The organism is Bryobacter aggregatus MPL3, assembly GCF_000702445.1.
In the GTDB taxonomy this organism is placed as follows: Bacteria; Acidobacteriota; Terriglobia; order Bryobacterales; family Bryobacteraceae; genus Bryobacter; species Bryobacter aggregatus.
Genome location: NZ_JNIF01000003.1, coordinates 1,456,924 through 1,475,231 on the forward strand (window position 1 = coordinate 1,456,924; position 18,308 = coordinate 1,475,231).

An 18,308-nucleotide genomic window follows, 5' to 3' on the forward strand; every position below is an offset into this window, starting at 1 on the left:
CTGAGTTCGTTTCCCCAAACAAAGGCCAGGGCTTCGTGCTCTGGCCTTTTTCAATTTCTACATTCGGCGCCCCTTCTGCGTCTCCACTGGCAGAGTTTCGGAGGTGATGAGAATGCGAGTGCTGGCAGCAAGGCTCAACATCGTTTCGATGCAGACGTCGGATCAGGCACCAAGGCTTAAGCAAGGAGATACATGAGAAGACTTTCGTCCTTTGCCTTGCCGCTGAGTTTCCAGATTGAGGTCGCGCGCGGCACGGTCGCCGAAGGCCTCGTGAAAGTTAGCACGAGTGTTGGGTCCGTGATGGTCCGGGTGCGGGAGCTTGGCGTCGACCTCACTGATCCGGATGGCAAGGAGGATCGCGAACAGATGATCGTTCTGTTCGAAAGCCGCTGGCGGCAGGAACTCATCCTCGACAAGGACTACAAGTTTGTTTCGACGCAGAAGCTCAAGCCCTGACAAACCAATCCTGTGGCACTTGGCCTTCCGGCAGCAGCGCTCCCTTTTCGAGATAACGGGTCCGAGTGGCGAAGCGCGCCGCATGAGGATCGTGAGTCACCATCACCACGGTCTTGCCATGATCGCGATTCAAGGTCTCGAGCATCTTCAATACATCGTTCGCGCTTTGGGAATCGAGGTTGCCGGTCGGCTCGTCGGCGAGGATCAGGTCGGGGTCGGTCACTAGTGCGCGGGCGATCGCGACGCGCTGCTCTTGTCCACCCGAGAGTTGCTTCGGCAGATGGGTCAACCGGTCGCCCAGCCCCACCAGCTTCAGCGCGGTGGTGGCGTGTTCGCGACGCTCTCTGCTATTGAGGTTGGTCAGCAGCAGAGGAAGCTCAACATTCTCAAGCGCCGTCAAAACGGGGATGAGATTGAAACTTTGGAAGATGAAGCCAATGTGGATGTTGCGCCAATGTGCCACCTGCTTGTCGCTCAGCGCGCGGAGGTCCTGCCCGAGCACTTCGATCTTGCCGCCGCTGGCTCGCTCCATCGCGGCGATGAGATAGAGCAGGGTTGATTTCCCCGACCCCGATGGCCCCATCAGTGCGACAAACTCGCCCTTGCGGATCTGGATCGAAGCATCCTGCAAGGCCGTGACTTCAAACTGATCGCGCTTATACACACGGGTCAGCTCCCGGGTCTCGATCACTACTTCGCTCATTTGCTTGCCCCCTTCAATTTCACTTTGTCGCCATCCTTGAGTTCGGTTCCCGGATTGAGCACAAGGTCTTCGCCACCGATCAATCCCTCTTCAACGCGCATGCCTTCGCTACTATTGCCCGTCACTCGCACCGGGCGCTTGACCACCTTGCCATTGAGCACAATAAATACCGCGTCACTACGAATCGCCGCACTCGGAATAAAGACAACAGCCTTGGCGGCAGCCACAGGCGCTCCGGTGTCTTTCTTCTCGTCGCTGACAAAGGCAACGCTCGCATTCATGTCCGGCCGCAGATAATCATCCGGCTCCAACACCTTCACCTTCACTTGCACCGTGGCCTTTTGCCGATTCGCCTCAGGCGCAATCTCATCGATGATGCCCTGGTACTTGCGATCCGGATAAGCATCGGTTGTGATGATGCCCTTCTGCTGGCGATCGAGCCGCGCGAAGTCATTCTGATTGATGTCTAGCTCCACTTGCAGATCATTCAAATTTGCGAGCGAGACCACATAGCCCTTAGCGCCCTTGTCGCCAACAAAGCCAGTAGTGACGAACTCACCCTTCTCCACATTGCGTTCGAGCACAGTGCCAGTGACCGGAGCCTTGATGATCGTGTTGTTCAACTGCGTCTGGTAGAAGGCCACGCGGCCACGCGCCTCCACAATCTGCCCACGCACCGCATCAATCACTTCGCGGCGGGCGCCGAGCCGCACCAGGTCCAGCGTCTTCTCAAGCGAATTTACACGGGCGCGTTGGGAATTGACGCGCGCATCAGCGTCATCGAGAGTCTGCTGCGACATTACCTTCTCTTTCACCAGATGAGCGGTACGGCGCAGTGTCACCTCGGCGTTCTCAAGATCAGCGCGCGCCTGATCGACATTCGCTTTCGCGGTGGCGATCTCTTCCGGACGCGAGCCATTGGTCAGCTCTTCAAGCCGCGCTTGCAGCGTGTGCAATTGCCCTTGGGACTGCTGCAACTGGGCCTTGTACTCGTCATCCTCGAGGCGCACAATCACCTGGCCCTCTTTGACGCGATCCCCTTTCTCGACGCCAATCCACAACACGCGCCCCACCACCTTCGAGGCCACTTGGATCTTGTGATGGGCAACGATGTACCCGGTGGCATTGAGGATGACGGATTTGGAACTGCCGCCAGCATTCGCCGAAGAAGCAGACTTCACGCGGTACACTTCCACCTCAGGAGCGTAGTTCATCAAGCCATAGAGATAGCGGCCCGCACCGGCCAGAACAAAGAGTGTGATGCCGGCGATGATGAAACGTTTGGCCCAGGAAGAGCCTTCATCATGTCTTTGTTTCTTCGAGCGATCAATTCGAAGATTTTTAATTTCAGCGTCCATGATCTCTCTCTACACTTCCCGCAGCGCGGTCAGGATTTCTTTATTTGCGGCATTCCGGGCAGGAAAGAGCCCACCGATCGCACCGAGGAAAAGTGCAAAGCCCATGCCAATGAGCATGATGGCCGGGGTGACCTGGAAGTTGAAGGCGATTTCGCTGAAGGTGACAAAGTTGCCGATTCCGGTTTCAATGTTGTTCAACGGCAACACCAGCAGGCAACCAAGGATGCCGCCCAGCAGCGACAGCAGCACCGATTCGAGAAAGAAGCTGGTGAGGATGCTCAATCGCGCAAAACCCAGTACGCGCAGGGTTCCGATCTCTTTGGCGCGCCGCGCGACAGCGGCGTACATCGTATTCATCGCCGCAAAGCAACTGCCCACTGCCATCACGACAGAAATGAAGATGCCCAAAAACTGTAGCGGCGCCGCAGACACTGTTTGCGCCGCGTAATAACTCTTCTCGCTTCTTGCATTGACGTTCAGCTTCTGATCGGCATTGAGATCGTTGATCAGTGCCTGTGCGGCCACCTCATCTGTAGCCCGCACCAGTGCGGAACTCACTACTTCCGCTCGGTTGTAGTCGGAGCTGACCTGATTGAGGTCACCGAAAATCTCGCTGTTGACCGAACTGCGGCCTCCGTCCATCACCCCGACGACGGTCCACTCGCCGCGTGCAAACTTCAGCTTGCCACCGAGGCGGGCATCGGGAAAGCGATTGGCAATCGATTTGCCAACCACGATCTCCCGCTGTCCGGGAGCAAACCAGCGGCCTTGGGTCAACTGGATCTGATCGCGCATTTTGACGCCAACAGGCGGCAGACCGCGCAGTGTGATGTTCATGCCATCGGGCGTATCGACGCTGGCCAGATTGATGATCGTCACCATCTCAAGAGAAGCCATCGGTTCCTCACCATCGCGCGCGATGCCCGGTTTGAACTTGAGGTCCTGGTACATCGTGCGCGTGAAGTTACTGTTGAGTTCGGCGTCAGAACCCTTGCGCAGCACCAGCACGTTCAGCGGATCCCCCGTCGCCTCGAAGGCCGAGCGGAGCCCTTGCACCAAGGCGAGAACGGAGAGCAGCACGGCCACGGTCAGTCCTACTCCCAAAGCGGTCATGAGTGTGGTGGTGCGGCGCACCACCAGATTGCGGATGTTATATGAGATCGGGATTGCCATGTGAGTTAGCCAGAGTACTTCAAGGTGTCAAGAATATTAGTCCGCGCTGCTGTCAAGGCAGGGACAAAGGAAGAGAGCAATGCGACGACCACAGAGAAAGCAAGAATGACAGCGACGGTAGATGGCGTCAGCGTGAGATTCCGGAACTGGCCGATAAAAGCTCCGGCACTCGCTCCCACGCCCACCGCGAGTATCGTCGCCAGAATACATCCCAAGGCCGCACCCACCACAGAGAGAACCACGGCTTCGCCCAGAATGATCGTCAGAATGCCGCCATTGGTAAAACCAAGTGTCTTCATCACTCCCACCTCGCGTACACGCTCGCGGACGCTCATCGCCATCGTGTTCGCCGAGACCAATAGGATGGTGAAGGTGACCGCCGCGCAGATCGCCAGCAGAAAGACCTTCACATTGCCAAGGAAGGAGACGAAGCTGAGCGCAAAGGCGGCCTCGGTCTCGGTGCGGGTCTGGGCTGGCGAGTTAGTGAACAAGGCATCGACATCGCGCTGCACCTTCGACACATCTTCCTTCGAGCGGGCGAGGATTCCGAACATCCCCGCAAAATCGCGGCGGCCGGCAGGCAGGCTTTGAAACAGGTATTCGAGGTTGAAGTACATCGACTCGTTGTCATTCGCGTCCGTGTAGATGCCGCGCAAAATGAAGTCCATCGTGCCAGGGAAGATGTCGCCCTTGAGCGTGATGCGGTCTCCTAAGTGCAGACCAAGTCTCTCGGCCAGAACACGGCCTACAATGCAGGCCGTGCGTTCGCGGATAAAGGCCTGCTTCTGCTCTTCGGGAATCGTGAGATCCGTGTGGACCTTGAAGAAGTCTTCCGGCTCAATGGCAAAGCGGGCGAAGTTATTCCGGCGGTCGGCATTCTGATCCTTATACTGCCCGCCGTACCACTGCGAGATGGTAACTGCCTGAACGCCGGGCACCGTCTGGATTTTTTGCTTGTAAGAGGCTGGCATCACGACGGCCAGCGAGATCCGGTTGCGTGTGATCAGGCGCAGCGCCTGGCCGGGTGTTGGATCGGAAAAGTACAAGGCGTGATACATCGCAAAGAGAACGCCCAGCAGAGTAAATGACATCGTGACACTCAGAATGGTCAGGATGCTGCGCCGCTTACTGCGCAAGGTGTTCTTCAAGATCAATGGCAAGTAACGGAGCATGTGGATCATTGTAAGGGATTCTCTTCGCCTCAGTTTCGCCAATGTGATGAAAGGGCGAGAATCGCCGATGAAGCTGCTTTTTCGGCGGATGGAATTGGTTGTAGTCTGGATGGATCGTGAAGCACATCCCGTACGTTCCCGAGAGCATGAAGATGAAGGAGTTTAGCTGGGCGGCATTGCTGCTTGGCCTGGTGATGACGGTGATCCTAGGCGCTGCTAACGCGTATCTGGGATTGCGTGCGGGAATCACCATTGCCGCTACTTATCCGGCGGCGGTCATCGGCATGGCCGTGATCCGGATGTGGCGAGGCACCATCCTTGAGGAGAACATCGCGCGAACCGCCGGTTCGATTGGCGAGAGCGTCGCGGCCGGTGCTATTTTTACGCTGCCAGCCTTTGTGATCGCCAAGGTATGGCCCAGCTTCACGGGTCCGGAAGCGTATTGGAAATCGACAGTGCTGATGGTGATTGGCAGCCTCCTCGGCGTCCTGTTCGTCAGCCTGGTGCGCAGAGCCTTGGTGGAAGATCCAGACCTCCCCTTCCCGGAAAGTGTCGCCGCCTCGGAGATCCATAAGGCCGGGCAGCACGGCGCGGGCGCGGCAAAGTTCCTTTTCTGGAATATCGGCACCGGCGGGCTCGTCTATCTGCTCGGCGTCTTCAAGCTCTTTGCCGTGGATAAGGACTTCTTCTTCCGCGTCGGCGAGCTCGGCCGCAGCTTCCTCCGTCTTGGGCCTGCGGGAACCGGGAACACCGTGCCGGTGGGCGCCACGACACTGGCTGCCGGACCCACGGTGAGCCCTGCCTATCTGGGGGTCGGTTACATCATCGGTGTACGGCTGGCTTCTTTGCAGTTCGCCGGTGGCGTCATTGCCTGGGGTGTACTCGTTCCCCTGTTTCTGTACTTCCTCGGCCCGAAGATCCGCGAGTACATGCCCGTGAATGCGAGCGATGACGATTGGGCGGGGATGGCCGCGGCCGTCTGGCGATTCATTGTGCGGCCCATTGCCATTGGCGGCATGCTGGTGGGCGCCGCCTACACCATGTTCAAGATGCGCAAGAATCTCAGCACCGGGCTGGCGCGCGCGTTTGGAGAATTGACCGGCCCGAAGGTCGACCTCGAAAAATTGAACCGTACCGAACGCTATATGAGTTCCAAAGTGGTGCTTCTGCTGATCGGCGCCCTCTTTGCCGTCATGTGTGTGCTGTACACCTACCTTGCCGACTCGATCGGCGGCGGCGTGACCGCAGCAATCGTGATGGTGATTGTCGGCTTCTTCTTTGCAACCATCTCCGGGTTTCTGGTGGGAGTCATTGGCTCCTCGAACAATCCGATCTCCGGGCTAACACTATCCACACTGATCATCGCGGCATTGCTGATGGTGGCTCTCGGTGTCACCGGACCCCAGGGCGTCACGGCCGTACTCGGCGTCGCGAGCGTCGTGTGTGTGAGTTCGGCAGTGGCAGGCGAACTCCTGCAGGATTTCAAAGTCGGCTGGCTGCTGGGCGGCACGCCACGCACCATCCAGTTGGTGGAACTGGTCGCCGTTGTTGTCGCTAGCGCGGCGATGTATTGGCCGCTGTGGATCTTGAACGAAGCGAACTTAAAGTCCGGCGGCATCGGCTTTGGCGATAAAGCCCTACCGGCGCCCCAGGCAGGACTGATGGCTTCGCTCGCGCAAGGGATCGTCGGCGGTGAAATGGCTTGGCCTTTGATTATCGTTGGGATGTTCTTTGGCATTGCGCTGATCATGGTGCAAGTGAAGAGCCCGATGCTGGTATCGGTCGGCATGTATCTGCCGTTTGCAACCACCTTCGCGATCTTCGTCGGTGGCGTCATGCGCTGGATCGGCGACCAGATTGCGGAACGCCGTGGCCTGAACGAAGCCCAGCGGGCCCGGGTGGAGAATGCCGGGGTTCTGGTGAGCTCCGGATTGATCGCAGGCGAGGCGCTCTGTGGTCTGGTGACGGCCTACTTTGCCTGGCAGGAGGTCAAACTGTTCGCCTTTTTTGAGCAGCCCAGCTACCTGGCTGGAGGCCTTATCATCCTCGCGCTGGCCTATGTGATGATCCAGTTTCCGCTGCGCGCCGCGGGCAGAGCCGATGAACCAGCGCCCCCCACCGCTATGATGTAAAGTTGACACGAATTTCTACCTCGACTGCGGCGCCCAACGGCGCCAACTGGCCGACAATCTATACCGGCATCGCCCTCACCACTCTGGCTACTTTGCTTCTGGAGTTGACGCTCACCCGCATCTATAGCGTCATCTTCTACTACCATTTCGCCTTCCTGGCGATCTCAGTGGCACTCTTCGGCCTGGGGGCTGGAGGAGTTTTCTCCTATGTCGTGAGTGGCTGGCCGGGCAAGCTCTATGCCAAGCTCGGCCGGTTGGCGGCCATCAACAGCATTGTCGTGATCTGCTCGCTTGCCTTTCTCCTCAGCCGCAAAGGCTCGCCAGACAATCTGGAACTGCTGGTGATCTACTTCTTCTCCGCCTTACCCTTTCTGCTCGCAGGCGCGATTGTCTCGTTGCTCATCTCAGAGACGATCGAGAAGGTGGAGCGGGTCTATTTCTTCGATCTGTTGGGCGCCGCGGCCGGCTGCCTGATGTTGATCTGGATGCTCGATACCTTTGGCGGGCCGAATACGGTGATCGCGGTGGCAGTGTTGTTCGCTGCAACCTCGGCTATCTGGTACAACATGGCGCGCGAGTTCCGGGGCCGCGTGGCCGCAGTAGGGCTCGCCCTGGCGCTCACCGCGCTGTTCATCTTCAACATCCGCTCGGAGTGGATCGACATTCGCTACGCCAAGGGGCAGGTGCTCGCAAACGAGCAGTTCGTCAAGTGGAATAGCTTCTCCCGTATTGCGGTGTCCAAGGAAGGCGGCACCAATCTCCCCAATATCGTGATCGATGCCGACGCGGCCACCGGCATCTTTACTCAGGACCTGAACACGATGACTGAGGACGCGAAGAAGCGGCTGCTCAGCAGCGGACCGGGATTGCCTTATCGCCTGAAGCCAGGAGCGAAGGCGCTGGTGATCGGGCCGGGCGGCGGCTGGGACGTAGCGCGCGGTCTTGCCAGCGGCAGCAAGGACATTACGGGTGTTGAAATCAATCCGATCATCGCCACCACGATCATGCGCGAGAAGTTCTCACACCTGAGCCACGAGCTGTACTTACGTCCGGAGATTCGGATTGCCGTCGAGGACGGTCGCAGCTTTGTTCGCCGCAGTCCGGAGAAGTATCAGGTGATCCAGGCAACTCTTGTGGACACATGGGCCTCCACCGCCGCTGGCGCCTTCAGCCTCAGTGAAAACAATCTTTATACCGCCGATGCTTTTGCCGACTACATGAGCCATCTCAGCGACGATGGCATTCTGGCCTTTACTCGCTGGGGCTTTGATCCACCACGCGAATCGTTGCGGCTTCTCTCCTTAACCATTGATGCCCTGAATCGCCTGGGCGAATTCGATGTGGCCAAGCATGTCGTCGTGGCCCGCGAAGGATCGAATCAGATCAAGGGCTGGGGCGCGACCGACACCGTCATCCTCTCCCGCAAGCCGATGACACCGGACTTTGTACAACGCGCCGTCGCCGCCATGAACGAGAGCAACATGGAGATTGTTTACTATCCAGGCACCGAGCGGCGCAATCCCTTCCAGGAACTGCTCACCACCGGCGATCGCGAGAAGTTCTACGCAAATTATCACTACAACGTGACTCCGGTGAATGACAACCGGCCCTTCTTCTTCTATACGGTCCAACCACGTGACGTCTGGAGCTTCTTCCAGTCCAAAGACACCGAGAATGCCGATTACAAGATCAACCGTGCCGTCCCCATGCTGTTTGGCGTACTCTTTGTCAGCGTCATCGCCACCATTGTGACGCTACTGCTGCCTCCGCTCGTCCTCGGCCAGAAGTTGCCCAGCGACCGGAAGCTGCGCGTCTTTCTGCTCTACTTTGTCTGCCTCGGCGCGGGCTACATCATGATCCAGGTCTCGCTGATCCAGAAGTTTGTTCTGCTGTTGGGGCACCCCACCTACGCCCTGACGGTCATCATCTTCTCGATGCTCCTGTCGAGCGGCCTCGGCAGCTTCTATTCCAAGCGCATCGTACGGGAGAATCCGGAACGCTTGCGTATCGTACTGCTCATGATCGTAATTCTGGTGCCAGTGCTGGGCTTCTTTGCCGGGCTGGTGAGCGACGTCGGGCCAGACTGGCCGATGGCGCTGAAGATGGCTGCGACAGTAGCGGTCATCACGCCACTCGGTTTTCTGATGGGTATTCCTTTCCCAACCGGGCTTGCGACACTCGAAGGCTGGGAGAAGACCGCCGTGCGCTGGGGCTGGAGTATGAACGCCGCCTCAAGCGTGCTCGGTTCCGCGTTGGCCATCTTCTTCGCCATCTACCTGGGCCTCTACCAGACACTGGTATTGGGCGGGTTGCTCTATCTGGTGGCTGCCTGGATCTACCGGAAGACCGCTGAAAAGGCGATGAGCCGCGCCTAAGCAATGAGCAAAGAAGCCTTCGAGAAGAAACTGGAGGCGCTGCGCACGCTACGGACAAGCGGCGATGACTCGAAAACTTCCGCCGCACTGGCGAAGGCTCTTCGCGACCCATCCAACTACGTCGTCGCCAAAGCAGCCGAGTTGATCGCCGAGTTCGGCTCACGCGAGCTAACAGAAGAGCTGGCTACCGCATTCGATCGCCTCATGGTCGATGCTGTCAAGCGTGACCCGCAATGTTGGGGCAAAACCGCAATCGCCAAAGCGCTGGCGCAGTTGGGATATGGAAAGCCAGACATCTTCCGCCGTGGACTCCAACACGTGCAGAAGGAACCCTCCTGGGGCGACCGCGCCGACTCCGCTGCCCCTCTCCGCATCGCTTGCACCGAAGCGTTGGTCGGCACGGATCTGGACGGGATCGAGATTCTCAGGCTGTTGGTGATTCCCATGGGCGATAGAACCAAGATCGTCCGGATGGCCGCCATTGGGGTGCTGCTTTCATTAGGCCGTTGGGAAGGCGAGTTGTTATTACGGCACAAGGTCGTAGCCGGCGACACCGATCCGGAAGTACTCGCCACCTGCTTTGCCGGGATTGTGGAGATGGGCGAGCGCGGTTCTCTCGATTTTGTCGCCAGCTTCCTTGAGGATGAGCTTGAGATGCGAGCACAGGAGGCGGTGACCGCCTTGGCGCAATCGAGACACCGCGAAGCCATCCAGGTGCTCAAGTCCCGCTGGAAAGGGAAGATGGATGCAGAGCTGCGCAGAACGATCACCATAGCTTTGGGCGCCTCTCCGCTGCCTGAGGGGCGTGACTTCCTCTTGCAGATCTTTCACGAAAATCGAGGCGAACTGCCAGTCTATGCCGTAATGGCTTTGGCGAGAGGACGCTTCCGGGCCGAGTTGCGTGAGGAGCTCAGTCGTGTGGTGGAAGAACGGCAGGAACGCAAACTCTCACAGACCTTCCAGGAAGAGTTCGGCTGAGGATAGAATACACGGAGGAGCAAACCATGATGAAGAAAGTGTTATTCGCACAAGTAGCGTTTCTGGCGGCTGCATTCGCACAGGCCCCCTCAGACAAGATGAACTTTTTCCTGACCAGTGAGGGCAGCGGCAAGGGCGCAGACCTCGGTGGTCTCAAGGGCGCCGATGCCCATTGCGCACAGTTGGCCAAGGCCGCGGGCTCAAAGAAGAAAGACTGGAAAGCTTATCTGAGCACGGACGGCACGGGTGGCACGAAGGTCGTCAATGCGAAAGATCGCATTGGCAAAGGCCCCTGGTTCAACGCCAAGGGGGAACAGGTGGCCGTCGACGTAGCCGATCTGCACAGCGCAAACAACAAGCTCGGCAAGCAGGGTTCGATCTCGGAGAAGGGCGCGGTGCTCAACGGCCGTGGCGATACCCCGAACCAGCACGACATCCTGACGGGCTCGACGCTCGAAGGTCTGGCCTTCACCGATGGGAAGGACCACACCTGCAAGAACTGGACCAGCAGCGGCAGCGACGGCAGCGCACAAGTGGGACATCATGACCGCCAGGGCGGCGGCGACAACCCCACCTCCTGGAATGCAGCGCATGCCTCGAAAGGCTGCAGCCAGGAAAATCTGGTTGCAACCGGCGGTTCCGGCCGCTTCTATTGCTTCGCGACGAAATAGTTTTCTCCGTCGAAAGGGGCCATCCGCAAGGATGGCCCCTTTTCTATTAGGAGAGGTTTTCATCGGTCCCAGCTAGATCTGGGACGATCAGGGCGATACCGGTGCAGCGGCAGTGGTCAAGCGATCGACCGCCAAGAAAGGATTTGCTTACTTCCTCGACGTGGGTGGTAGAGCGAAGCTTTGGCTGGGTGACTTCATCCCGGCGTCTGGTGCAAGATTGTCGCGGTCTTGCACTTCCTTGGCCGCAAGCGGATCGGCTGAGTCAGAAAGCACCCCTGCAGCGCTTCCCTCTCCCAATCGAGTCAAGCCAGCACAACAAAAAAAGGGCCACCCTCGCGGGCGGCCCTTTCTTTTGGATTGGCTTCGTTTAGAAAGCAACACGGAGACCGAAGCGGAGCTGACGCTCGCCACCGGCCGAGGCAGTGACGAAGCCGAAGTTTGAACCATTGAGATTCGCGTTCGGATTCGCAAAGCGCGGCGTATTGCTGAGGTTCGCCGCTTCTGCGCGGAACTGGATGTTGATCCGCTCCTGCACCTTGATCGTCTTGATCAGGTTCGCATCGAGGTTTGCAACGCCAGGTCCACGGAAGCGATTGCGGCCAGTGGTGCCGAAGCGGGTGCCAGGATGGGCAAAGTTTGTCGCCGAGAAGTAAGGAGTGTTGGACCCCTTGCCATTCAGATAAACAAAATTCCCAATCTGGTCCGCAGTCTGCAGACTGCCAGGAGCATTGAGCAAGCCACCATCGGCGGTGACCGTGAAAGGAGTACCGGAGTAGGCGGAGTAGATGCCACCAAACTGCCAGCCGCCTAGCACACCATCCACAAACTTGTTGTCCTTGAAGAACTGCTTGCCCTTCCCGAAGGGGATCTCATAAAGGAAACCCATCTGGAACATCTGCGTACGGTCATAACCAGCAGTGGCTACGTTGCGGTTGATCGTGGGACCCCAATTCCAGTTCACGCTGACCCAACCGTCTTCGTCCGTCATGTTAATGGCCTTCGAATAGGTGTAGGCACCCTTCAGAAAGAGGCCCTTGGCGACATTTCCACTAAGGCTGCCCTGCAAGCCGTGATAGTGAGCTCCCATCCAGCCATCCCACATGCGCAGGTCGCGGTTGCGGCCAAACTGCGCATAATAGGGACGCCCATTGTTCCCAGCGCCAGGAGCCGCAGCATTGATGTCACGATCCCCCAGAACATTGGTGGATTGGGTACCAACATACGCAACCGAACCCACGAGTGAGTTGTTCAATCGACGTTCGATCGTAGCGTTCCAGGATTGGACATAGCCGCGAACAATTTTCGAGTATGGACTGCGGTTGTCGATCGTGGGCGGCAGTGTAATCACACCCGAGGAGAGATCCGGGCCGACGACAGGCGGGATGCCGGTGGCCAGGCTTCCGGTCACCAGATTCTGATACGGCGTGAAACTGTCAGCACCCTGGAAGGTAGAGGCAACCGTCAACGGATAGGCGCCGCGCAAGGGGCGTGAGAAGGGAAGCGGATCAATCGTCATGCCGTAACCGGCACGGACGACAGTCTTCTCAGTGGCACGATAAGCGAATCCAATGCGCGGAGCGACAAAGAACGGCTGTACCTTGATCCCGGGATTCTCCGGAGTGCTGCCGCGCCCACCCAGATAGATCTTCATCGTGCTGGGGTCGAGGAGTTCCAGTCCTTTGCCATCGCCGCGGGTCATCAGCGGATAGCGCTCCAGACGGACACCGAGGTTGAAGGTCAACTTGCGGGTCACCTGCCAGCGGTCGCGCAGATACACGCCGAGCTGCCATTCGCTCGTCGTCATCAGCTCGTATTGCAAAGACTTGCTCATTGCAGTCGGCAGGCCGAGAAGAAACTGGGCGTAGGAGTTGTACATGTTGGCTGCAACACCACCGCGATTGGCAGTGAGGCCGCCACCAAAAGTAAAGGCGCCGCGGGGATTGTCGAGTTCCGGCTGGTTGTGGTTCAAACCATGATGTACCGCATCAAAACCCAAGCGAATCTCGTGCTTCGACTTGATGATCGAAAGATTGGTGGTGAAGGTATAGCTGCGCTCATGCCGCTCGAGCGGCATCCAGGTGGCCGTCTGGCCATAAGAGCTGAACGAGGTGAAGCTGAAGGCAGGCAGGCCCGATTGCAACGGGCTGGAACCATTGGTGCCTGGAATGCCAAAGACATCGGTTCCATAGTTCTTACCAAAGTCCGGCCCCTGTGCGGTCTGGTCCATGCGTGTCAGGCCGAAGGTCGCATCAAACAACATTGTCGGCGAGATGGTGTAGTTGGTGCCGACAGTGGCGAGATACTGGTGTGTATCGCCGAGACCAGGATCGCCACCCACACCACCGCCACCCGCTGCGCCGAGACCAAAGACACCACCAGAGGTGGCCTGCAGCATGGAGTACTTCACAAACATGGTGTGCTTTTCGTTGCGATTCCAGTTCAACTTCCCGTCATAGTTGCCACGGTCCAGAACACCAGTGCCGTTGACAAAATGATTATTCGAGTAGGTGCGGCTGCTGGCATCAAAGACGCGGCTGCCCTCGTTGTTCGCCAGCGGTACAAGAGCCAGAACCTTCAGCGCTTGTGGGCTCATCCGGCTGACCGGAATCTGGTTGCCCGGGAAGGCAGTGCGGCCTGAACCGTCCGCATTGCCAGTAGCCGGATCGAAAATCGTTCCCGCGCCATTGGCGGCAATGTAGTTCGAGAAATTACCGCTGCGGATCGCCGCATCCGGCAACGTGAAGAAGCTCTGGCCGCCGGTGCGCTGACGGGTCCACTCCGCGTGGGCAAAGTAGAAGAGCTTGTTCTTGATGATGGGACCACCGAGCTTCGCACCGAAGATGTTCAACGTGTAGCGCGCGTTCGGAGTGTTGGTCGGCTGGAAGTAGGAGCGGGCTTTCAGCTCCTGGTTCTCGTGATATTCCCAAGCCGCGCCGTGCAGCACGTTGGTTCCCGAGATCGAAGCGACCGTGATGGCCGCGCCGCCCGCCATGCCCTGTTCCGCATCGAGACCAGAGGTAGCAATATTGACTTCGGCAACTGTTTCTGCCGGCGCCACGTAGGCAACGTGATGAGGGAGCCAGATGTTGATGTTGGTCGCGCCATCGAGACGGGTGACGTTGTTGTTGGTTGCCGTACCGTTCACAAAGGTGCGCAGGGCGCGGCCAGGGGTATCGGTCACCGAGTTCTGCGTCGCCGCGGGTGTGGCGCCGGGGGCCAGATTGAGCAGCGCCTGGTAGTTGCGATACGAGTTGAGAGGCAACTCCTGAACCACTTTGGTGCTGATCTCGGTGCGCGTCTCGGATCGATCCGTCTGCAGCGCTACCGTCGAGGCCTCGACCATGATCTGGTCCGTGGTCGCTCCGACTTCCATACTGAAGTCCTGGCGTGAAGTACTGTTGATGGTGATTTCGATCCGGTCGCGGTTCACCGTCTTGAACCCGTTGGCAGAGGCGCCGACCGAATAGATACCGGTAGGAATGCTGGCGATCGAGAAGTTGCCGTTGCCATCGGACAGAACTTCGCGGCTAAAGCCGGTCGCCTTATTTGTGACTGTGACCCTTGCCCCAGGAACAACGGCCCCGCTGGCATCCTGGATGGTACCGACAATAGATCCGTAAAGAACCTGGGCTACAGCAGGGTAACTCGAGGCCAGAAGTAGGACGGACATCGCAAATGCGATGAGTATATTTCTACTACAACTTATATTCTTTAATCTTGATGCAGTCATGAGCAGCTCCAGAGAGAGTGAATCCGACGTGGGATCGTAGCATGTTCACACGGATCGCAAGGGATGTCAATCATGTTTCCAACTATGAAAAATGGAATCGCGCCCCCTCAAATTTGGGCCGGAATCTAGGCTCTTAGCGCCCCTCCAGATTCCGATATGAGAATACAGCGATGTTTTCCATTCTTGGCATTCTAGTTGTCTTCGGGGCCGTTGCGGGCGGCTATTTCATGTCTCATGGCAAATTTGGCGTGCTCTTCCAGCCAGCCGAGCTTGTCGTCATCTTTGGAGCTGCCATTGGCAGCATGCTCGTGGCCAATCCGCTCTCGATCGTACGCGATCTGATCAAGCGGATTCTGGCTGTTCTGAAGGGAACTCCTTATTCAAAAAGCATGTATCTCGATACCTTGAAAGCCCTCGCCGATGTCTTCAGCTATGGGCGCAAGAACGGCCTGCAAAAGCTGGAGAACGACATTGAGAACCCGAAGCAGAGCCAGCTCTTCTCGCAGCACAAGGTCTTCAGCACGAATCATCACGCGCTCGATTTTGTCTGCGATACCTTGCGCACCGCGATTGCCGGAGGCATTGGGCATTTTGAAATCGAGCAGTCGATGGAGGCGGACATCGACATCATGAAGCATGAGTTGGAGCAGCCAGTGAGCGCCATGAAAGAAATGGCGGACTCTTTGCCCGGCATGGGAATCGTAGCCGCGGTTCTGGGAGTGGTCATCACCATGGGAAGCTTGGGCGGGCCCCCCGAACAGATCGGCGAGCACGTCGCGGCCGCGCTGGTGGGTACCTTTCTGGGAATTCTGTTCTGTTATGGCATCTTTGGTCCACTGGCCAGCAACATCCAGAAGATGAACGAAGGCGAAATCGAGTACATGCATTCGCTGCGGGCCGGGGTTGCCGCATTCTGCAAAGGCGCGGCTCCGATTCTTGCCGTCGAGATGGCCCGCCGCTCCATTCCCCCCCACGTACGGCCCAGCTTCAAGGAGATGGAGCAGAAGGTCAAGGGCGGGGGCGCAAAGTAGTTCATGAGTGAGCAAGGTCTCCCGCCGGTTTACATCATCAAGAAGAAAGTCCACGCACACGGTCATCATGGAGGAGCCTGGAAGGTGGCCTATGCCGACTTTGTCACGGCCATGATGGCCTTTTTCATGGTGATGTGGCTGATGGGTTCCTCCGATAAGGTGAAGCAAGCCGTGAGCGGATACTTCCGCGACCCACAGGGATTCAAGAAGCAGTCCGGAACCGGCATCACTGGCGATGGGGAGCAGATCACGATTTCCCAGGACAATATGGAGGGACTGAAGGAAAAGATTCAATCGGCAATGAAGCAACTGCCCGACTTTAAGCAAATCCGCGATCATGTGACGATGACGGTCACCGGCGAGGGTCTTCGGATCGAGTTGATGGAGAAAGAGAAGGGAATGTTCTTTGAAAGTGGCAGCCCCAACCCCAGTGCTTTCGGCCGGGAGATTCTATCCAAGATGAGCGTGGAGTTGGCCAAGCTTCCCAACAATGTCGTGATCGAAGGCCATACAGACGCCAAGCCCTTCTCTGCCGACGGTGTTTATACGAACTGGGAACTATCCTCCGATCGGGCGAATTCTGCGCGGAGACTGATGACCGACGCCGGGCTGCGGTCTGGCCAGATCAAGCAAGTACGCGGGTTTGCAGACCAGCGGCTGATGGACAAGCAGGACCCGAATGCCCCCAAGAATCGCCGGATCTCGGTGATTGTGCAATACCAGGACGCCCGGCCGCCAGCCGAGTCCGATGCAGCCAAAGCGAGCGACGAAAAGCATGAGACAAAAGCCCCCGAGGTGAGCGGCCACCATTAGAAGGAGCGCGGCAAATCATCCGTAAAGGCGTTGCGCGCCCCACACTCCGGACAGGCAAACTCCCGCCCCAGCCAACGGCGCCGGACAATCCCGAGCGCGAGCAGCCACTCCGAAACATGGGCTGCGCCACAGCGGATACAAACATTCACGCTCGGAACCGGGTCGATCGGAGGCAGCTTCCCAAAGTAAAAGGCCCACCCGTAGACACTCCAGCGCGTCCCGAAGAGCCGGTCGCAATGCCGGAAAGCAATACTAGCCAGACGCAGAGTCCATTCCGCGCCGCCGCCAAGCAGATAGATACGGCGCGACCAACGGACTGGCCCATGGCAATTGAGATAGGCAAAACTGGTGTGCAGAAGCCGGATTCCAGCGAGCGGCAGAGGGACTGGTTTCTGGATTCTTTCGGCAAAAGCCGAGGCGTCTTCGATTCCATTCACGTGGCCGCCGCCATGGCTCAGCCAACGATACACCCGGTCAGAGAGAGTGGAGGAATCCGGCACAGCCACATAAAGCTGTCCTTCCGGTTGGAGCACCCGGCCGATTTCAGTCAGACATTCGTCCAGGCCTTCAACATGCTCGAGGCTGTGGTTGGCGATGACCGCCGCGATGGACGCATCACGAAACGGCATCCGGCGCGCGTCCGCCTGCACAAAGTCTGAGGCAGTACTGGAATCCAGATCCATGCGGACCACGCACGCCCGTGTGGCCGCACGCGCAAAGCTCCCACTCCGGCTCCCCAGATCGAGGACGATCGCCTCAGGACCCAGCCGCTCTAAAATCTCATGCAACGAGGTAGACCCGCTAAATCAGCTTCGCCGAAGTCAGCCATTCGATCGCAACTTCAGCCAAGCCCCGCTTATTGATCTCAATCTCGCGATTCAGATTCTTCATCGTCGTGTTATCGATTTTGCCATTCAAGCTGTCGAGAACCTCACGCACCTGCGGATTGGTCGCAGCCACTTCCTGCCGTAGCAGCAGCCCGGCCTGGTTCGACGTGAAGATGCCTCGATCATCCACCAGCACTTTATACTTCTGATTCGGAATCCGCGGATCGGTCGAACCTGTGATCAGCATATCGATGCGCTTGTCGCCCAACCCAAAATAGAGCTGATTGATGGGCTCCAGCCGGGTTCCGGTACGCTCTGGAATCTGATACGTCGTCTTTAAGACCTGATAGCCTTCGGAGCTTTGCGCGAACTCGCTCGTGCAGCCTAACTTCCAGCCCGTGCGGTCTGCACCCGCTTGAGAAAGGGTATTGATCTTCTCAAAAGCAGGGTCGTCTGCACGCACCACCGCCGTATGAATGTTTTCAAAACCAAGAAAGCCAAGCCACTCCGCCTGCGCGTTGGTGCGGAAATCTTTCTGTAGTTTCTCAAGCCGCATCGTTAAATCAATCGGCTCAATCGACTTGAGGAGCACCTGGAAGGCGATGCGGGAGTATTCCAGATAAACGTCAACGTCACTCCCCTGCAGGGCCGCATAAACGGCGTTTGCGCCCTTAATGCCCATCCGCCGCTCAATCTGAGCCGTGAGCTTCCGTTCGAGAAGCTGGCTCATGATCTCGGCAAGCAGCGAGCCCTCAATGTTCTCTTTGCCCCCAACCTTGACCCGAGGCGCACGCTTGCAGCCGGATAAGAAGGCGAGACCTGGTGCCGTAAGTAGAGCTCTCCGATTCAACATAGGTTCCAATAGTCTAACGCGCAGCTATTGCGGCGA

The 18,308-nt window shown here is 58.0% G+C and carries 14 protein-coding genes; 7 read left to right on the forward strand and 7 right to left on the reverse strand.

Annotated features, from left to right (window positions below):
• Positions 1–192 precede the first annotated feature (192 nt).
• On the forward strand, positions 193–456 hold the full coding sequence (locus tag M017_RS0107050; protein ID WP_155121289.1) for a hypothetical protein: 264 nt from the start codon (positions 193–195) through the stop codon (positions 454–456).
• Here the strand turns inward: M017_RS0107050 and M017_RS0107055 are convergent.
• From M017_RS0107055 to M017_RS0107070, 4 genes are read right to left on the reverse strand one after another with little or no spacing between them, the layout of a single operon-like run.
• Positions 446–1,159, reverse strand: coding sequence for an ABC transporter ATP-binding protein (locus M017_RS0107055; RefSeq protein WP_031496886.1), 714 nt, complete (start codon positions 1,157–1,159; stop codon positions 446–448). The genes M017_RS0107050 and M017_RS0107055 overlap by 11 nt on opposite strands.
• The gene (locus tag M017_RS0107060; protein WP_031496888.1) at positions 1,156–2,517 is read right to left on the reverse strand and encodes an efflux RND transporter periplasmic adaptor subunit; all 1,362 of its coding nucleotides are present in this window, start codon (positions 2,515–2,517) and stop codon (positions 1,156–1,158) included. The genes M017_RS0107055 and M017_RS0107060 overlap by 4 nt, the downstream gene beginning before the upstream one ends.
• 9 nt (positions 2,518–2,526) lie before the next feature.
• A complete protein-coding gene (locus M017_RS0107065) occupies positions 2,527–3,690 on the reverse strand; it encodes an ABC transporter permease (RefSeq protein ID WP_031496890.1) in 1,164 nt (387 codons plus the stop codon).
• A 5-nt stretch (positions 3,691–3,695) separates the two neighbouring features.
• Positions 3,696–4,871, reverse strand: coding sequence for an ABC transporter permease (locus M017_RS0107070; protein ID WP_031496891.1), 1,176 nt, complete (start codon positions 4,869–4,871; stop codon positions 3,696–3,698).
• A 107-nt stretch (positions 4,872–4,978) separates the two neighbouring features.
• Here M017_RS0107070 and M017_RS0107075 point away from each other — a divergent pair, with 107 nt between their 5' ends.
• The 4 genes from M017_RS0107075 to M017_RS0107090 are packed head-to-tail and all read left to right on the forward strand — an operon-like array spanning position 4,979 to position 11,018.
• A complete protein-coding gene (locus M017_RS0107075; RefSeq protein ID WP_238325831.1) occupies positions 4,979–6,994 on the forward strand; it encodes an OPT family oligopeptide transporter in 2,016 nt (671 codons plus the stop codon).
• 2 nt (positions 6,995–6,996) lie between these two features.
• Positions 6,997–9,369 (forward strand): spermidine synthase family protein, encoded by a 2,373-nt coding sequence (locus M017_RS0107080; RefSeq protein ID WP_051669580.1) that lies wholly within the window; start codon positions 6,997–6,999, stop codon positions 9,367–9,369.
• A 3-nt stretch (positions 9,370–9,372) separates the two neighbouring features.
• On the forward strand, positions 9,373–10,347 hold the full coding sequence (locus tag M017_RS0107085) for a HEAT repeat domain-containing protein (protein WP_031496895.1): 975 nt from the start codon (positions 9,373–9,375) through the stop codon (positions 10,345–10,347).
• Between the two features lie 29 nt (positions 10,348–10,376).
• The gene (locus M017_RS0107090; protein WP_031496897.1) at positions 10,377–11,018 is read left to right on the forward strand and encodes a hypothetical protein; all 642 of its coding nucleotides are present in this window, start codon (positions 10,377–10,379) and stop codon (positions 11,016–11,018) included.
• Positions 11,019–11,385: 367 nt separating this feature from the next.
• Here the strand turns inward: M017_RS0107090 and M017_RS0107095 are convergent, their stop codons facing one another.
• On the reverse strand, positions 11,386–14,688 hold the full coding sequence (locus M017_RS0107095) for an outer membrane beta-barrel protein (protein ID WP_031496898.1): 3,303 nt from the start codon (positions 14,686–14,688) through the stop codon (positions 11,386–11,388).
• A 230-nt stretch (positions 14,689–14,918) separates the two neighbouring features.
• Here M017_RS0107095 and motA point away from each other — a divergent pair, with 230 nt between their 5' ends.
• The gene (gene motA / locus M017_RS0107100; RefSeq protein ID WP_031496900.1) at positions 14,919–15,779 is read left to right on the forward strand and encodes a flagellar motor stator protein MotA; all 861 of its coding nucleotides are present in this window, start codon (positions 14,919–14,921) and stop codon (positions 15,777–15,779) included.
• A 3-nt stretch (positions 15,780–15,782) separates the two neighbouring features.
• Positions 15,783–16,592 (forward strand): flagellar motor protein MotB, encoded by an 810-nt coding sequence (locus M017_RS0107105; RefSeq protein ID WP_031496902.1) that lies wholly within the window; start codon positions 15,783–15,785, stop codon positions 16,590–16,592.
• Here M017_RS0107105 and M017_RS0107110 read toward each other — a convergent pair.
• Together M017_RS0107110 and M017_RS0107115 are read right to left on the reverse strand one after the other, a co-directional pair.
• Positions 16,589–17,380, reverse strand: a complete 792-nt coding sequence (locus M017_RS0107110; protein WP_031496904.1) for a class I SAM-dependent methyltransferase — start codon at positions 17,378–17,380, stop codon at positions 16,589–16,591. The two genes, M017_RS0107105 and M017_RS0107110, sit on opposite strands and share 4 nt — an antisense overlap.
• Positions 17,381–17,393: 13 nt before the next feature.
• The gene (locus M017_RS0107115) at positions 17,394–18,272 is read right to left on the reverse strand and encodes an ABC transporter substrate-binding protein (RefSeq protein WP_031496906.1); all 879 of its coding nucleotides are present in this window, start codon (positions 18,270–18,272) and stop codon (positions 17,394–17,396) included.
• Positions 18,273–18,308: the final 36 nt, after the last annotated feature.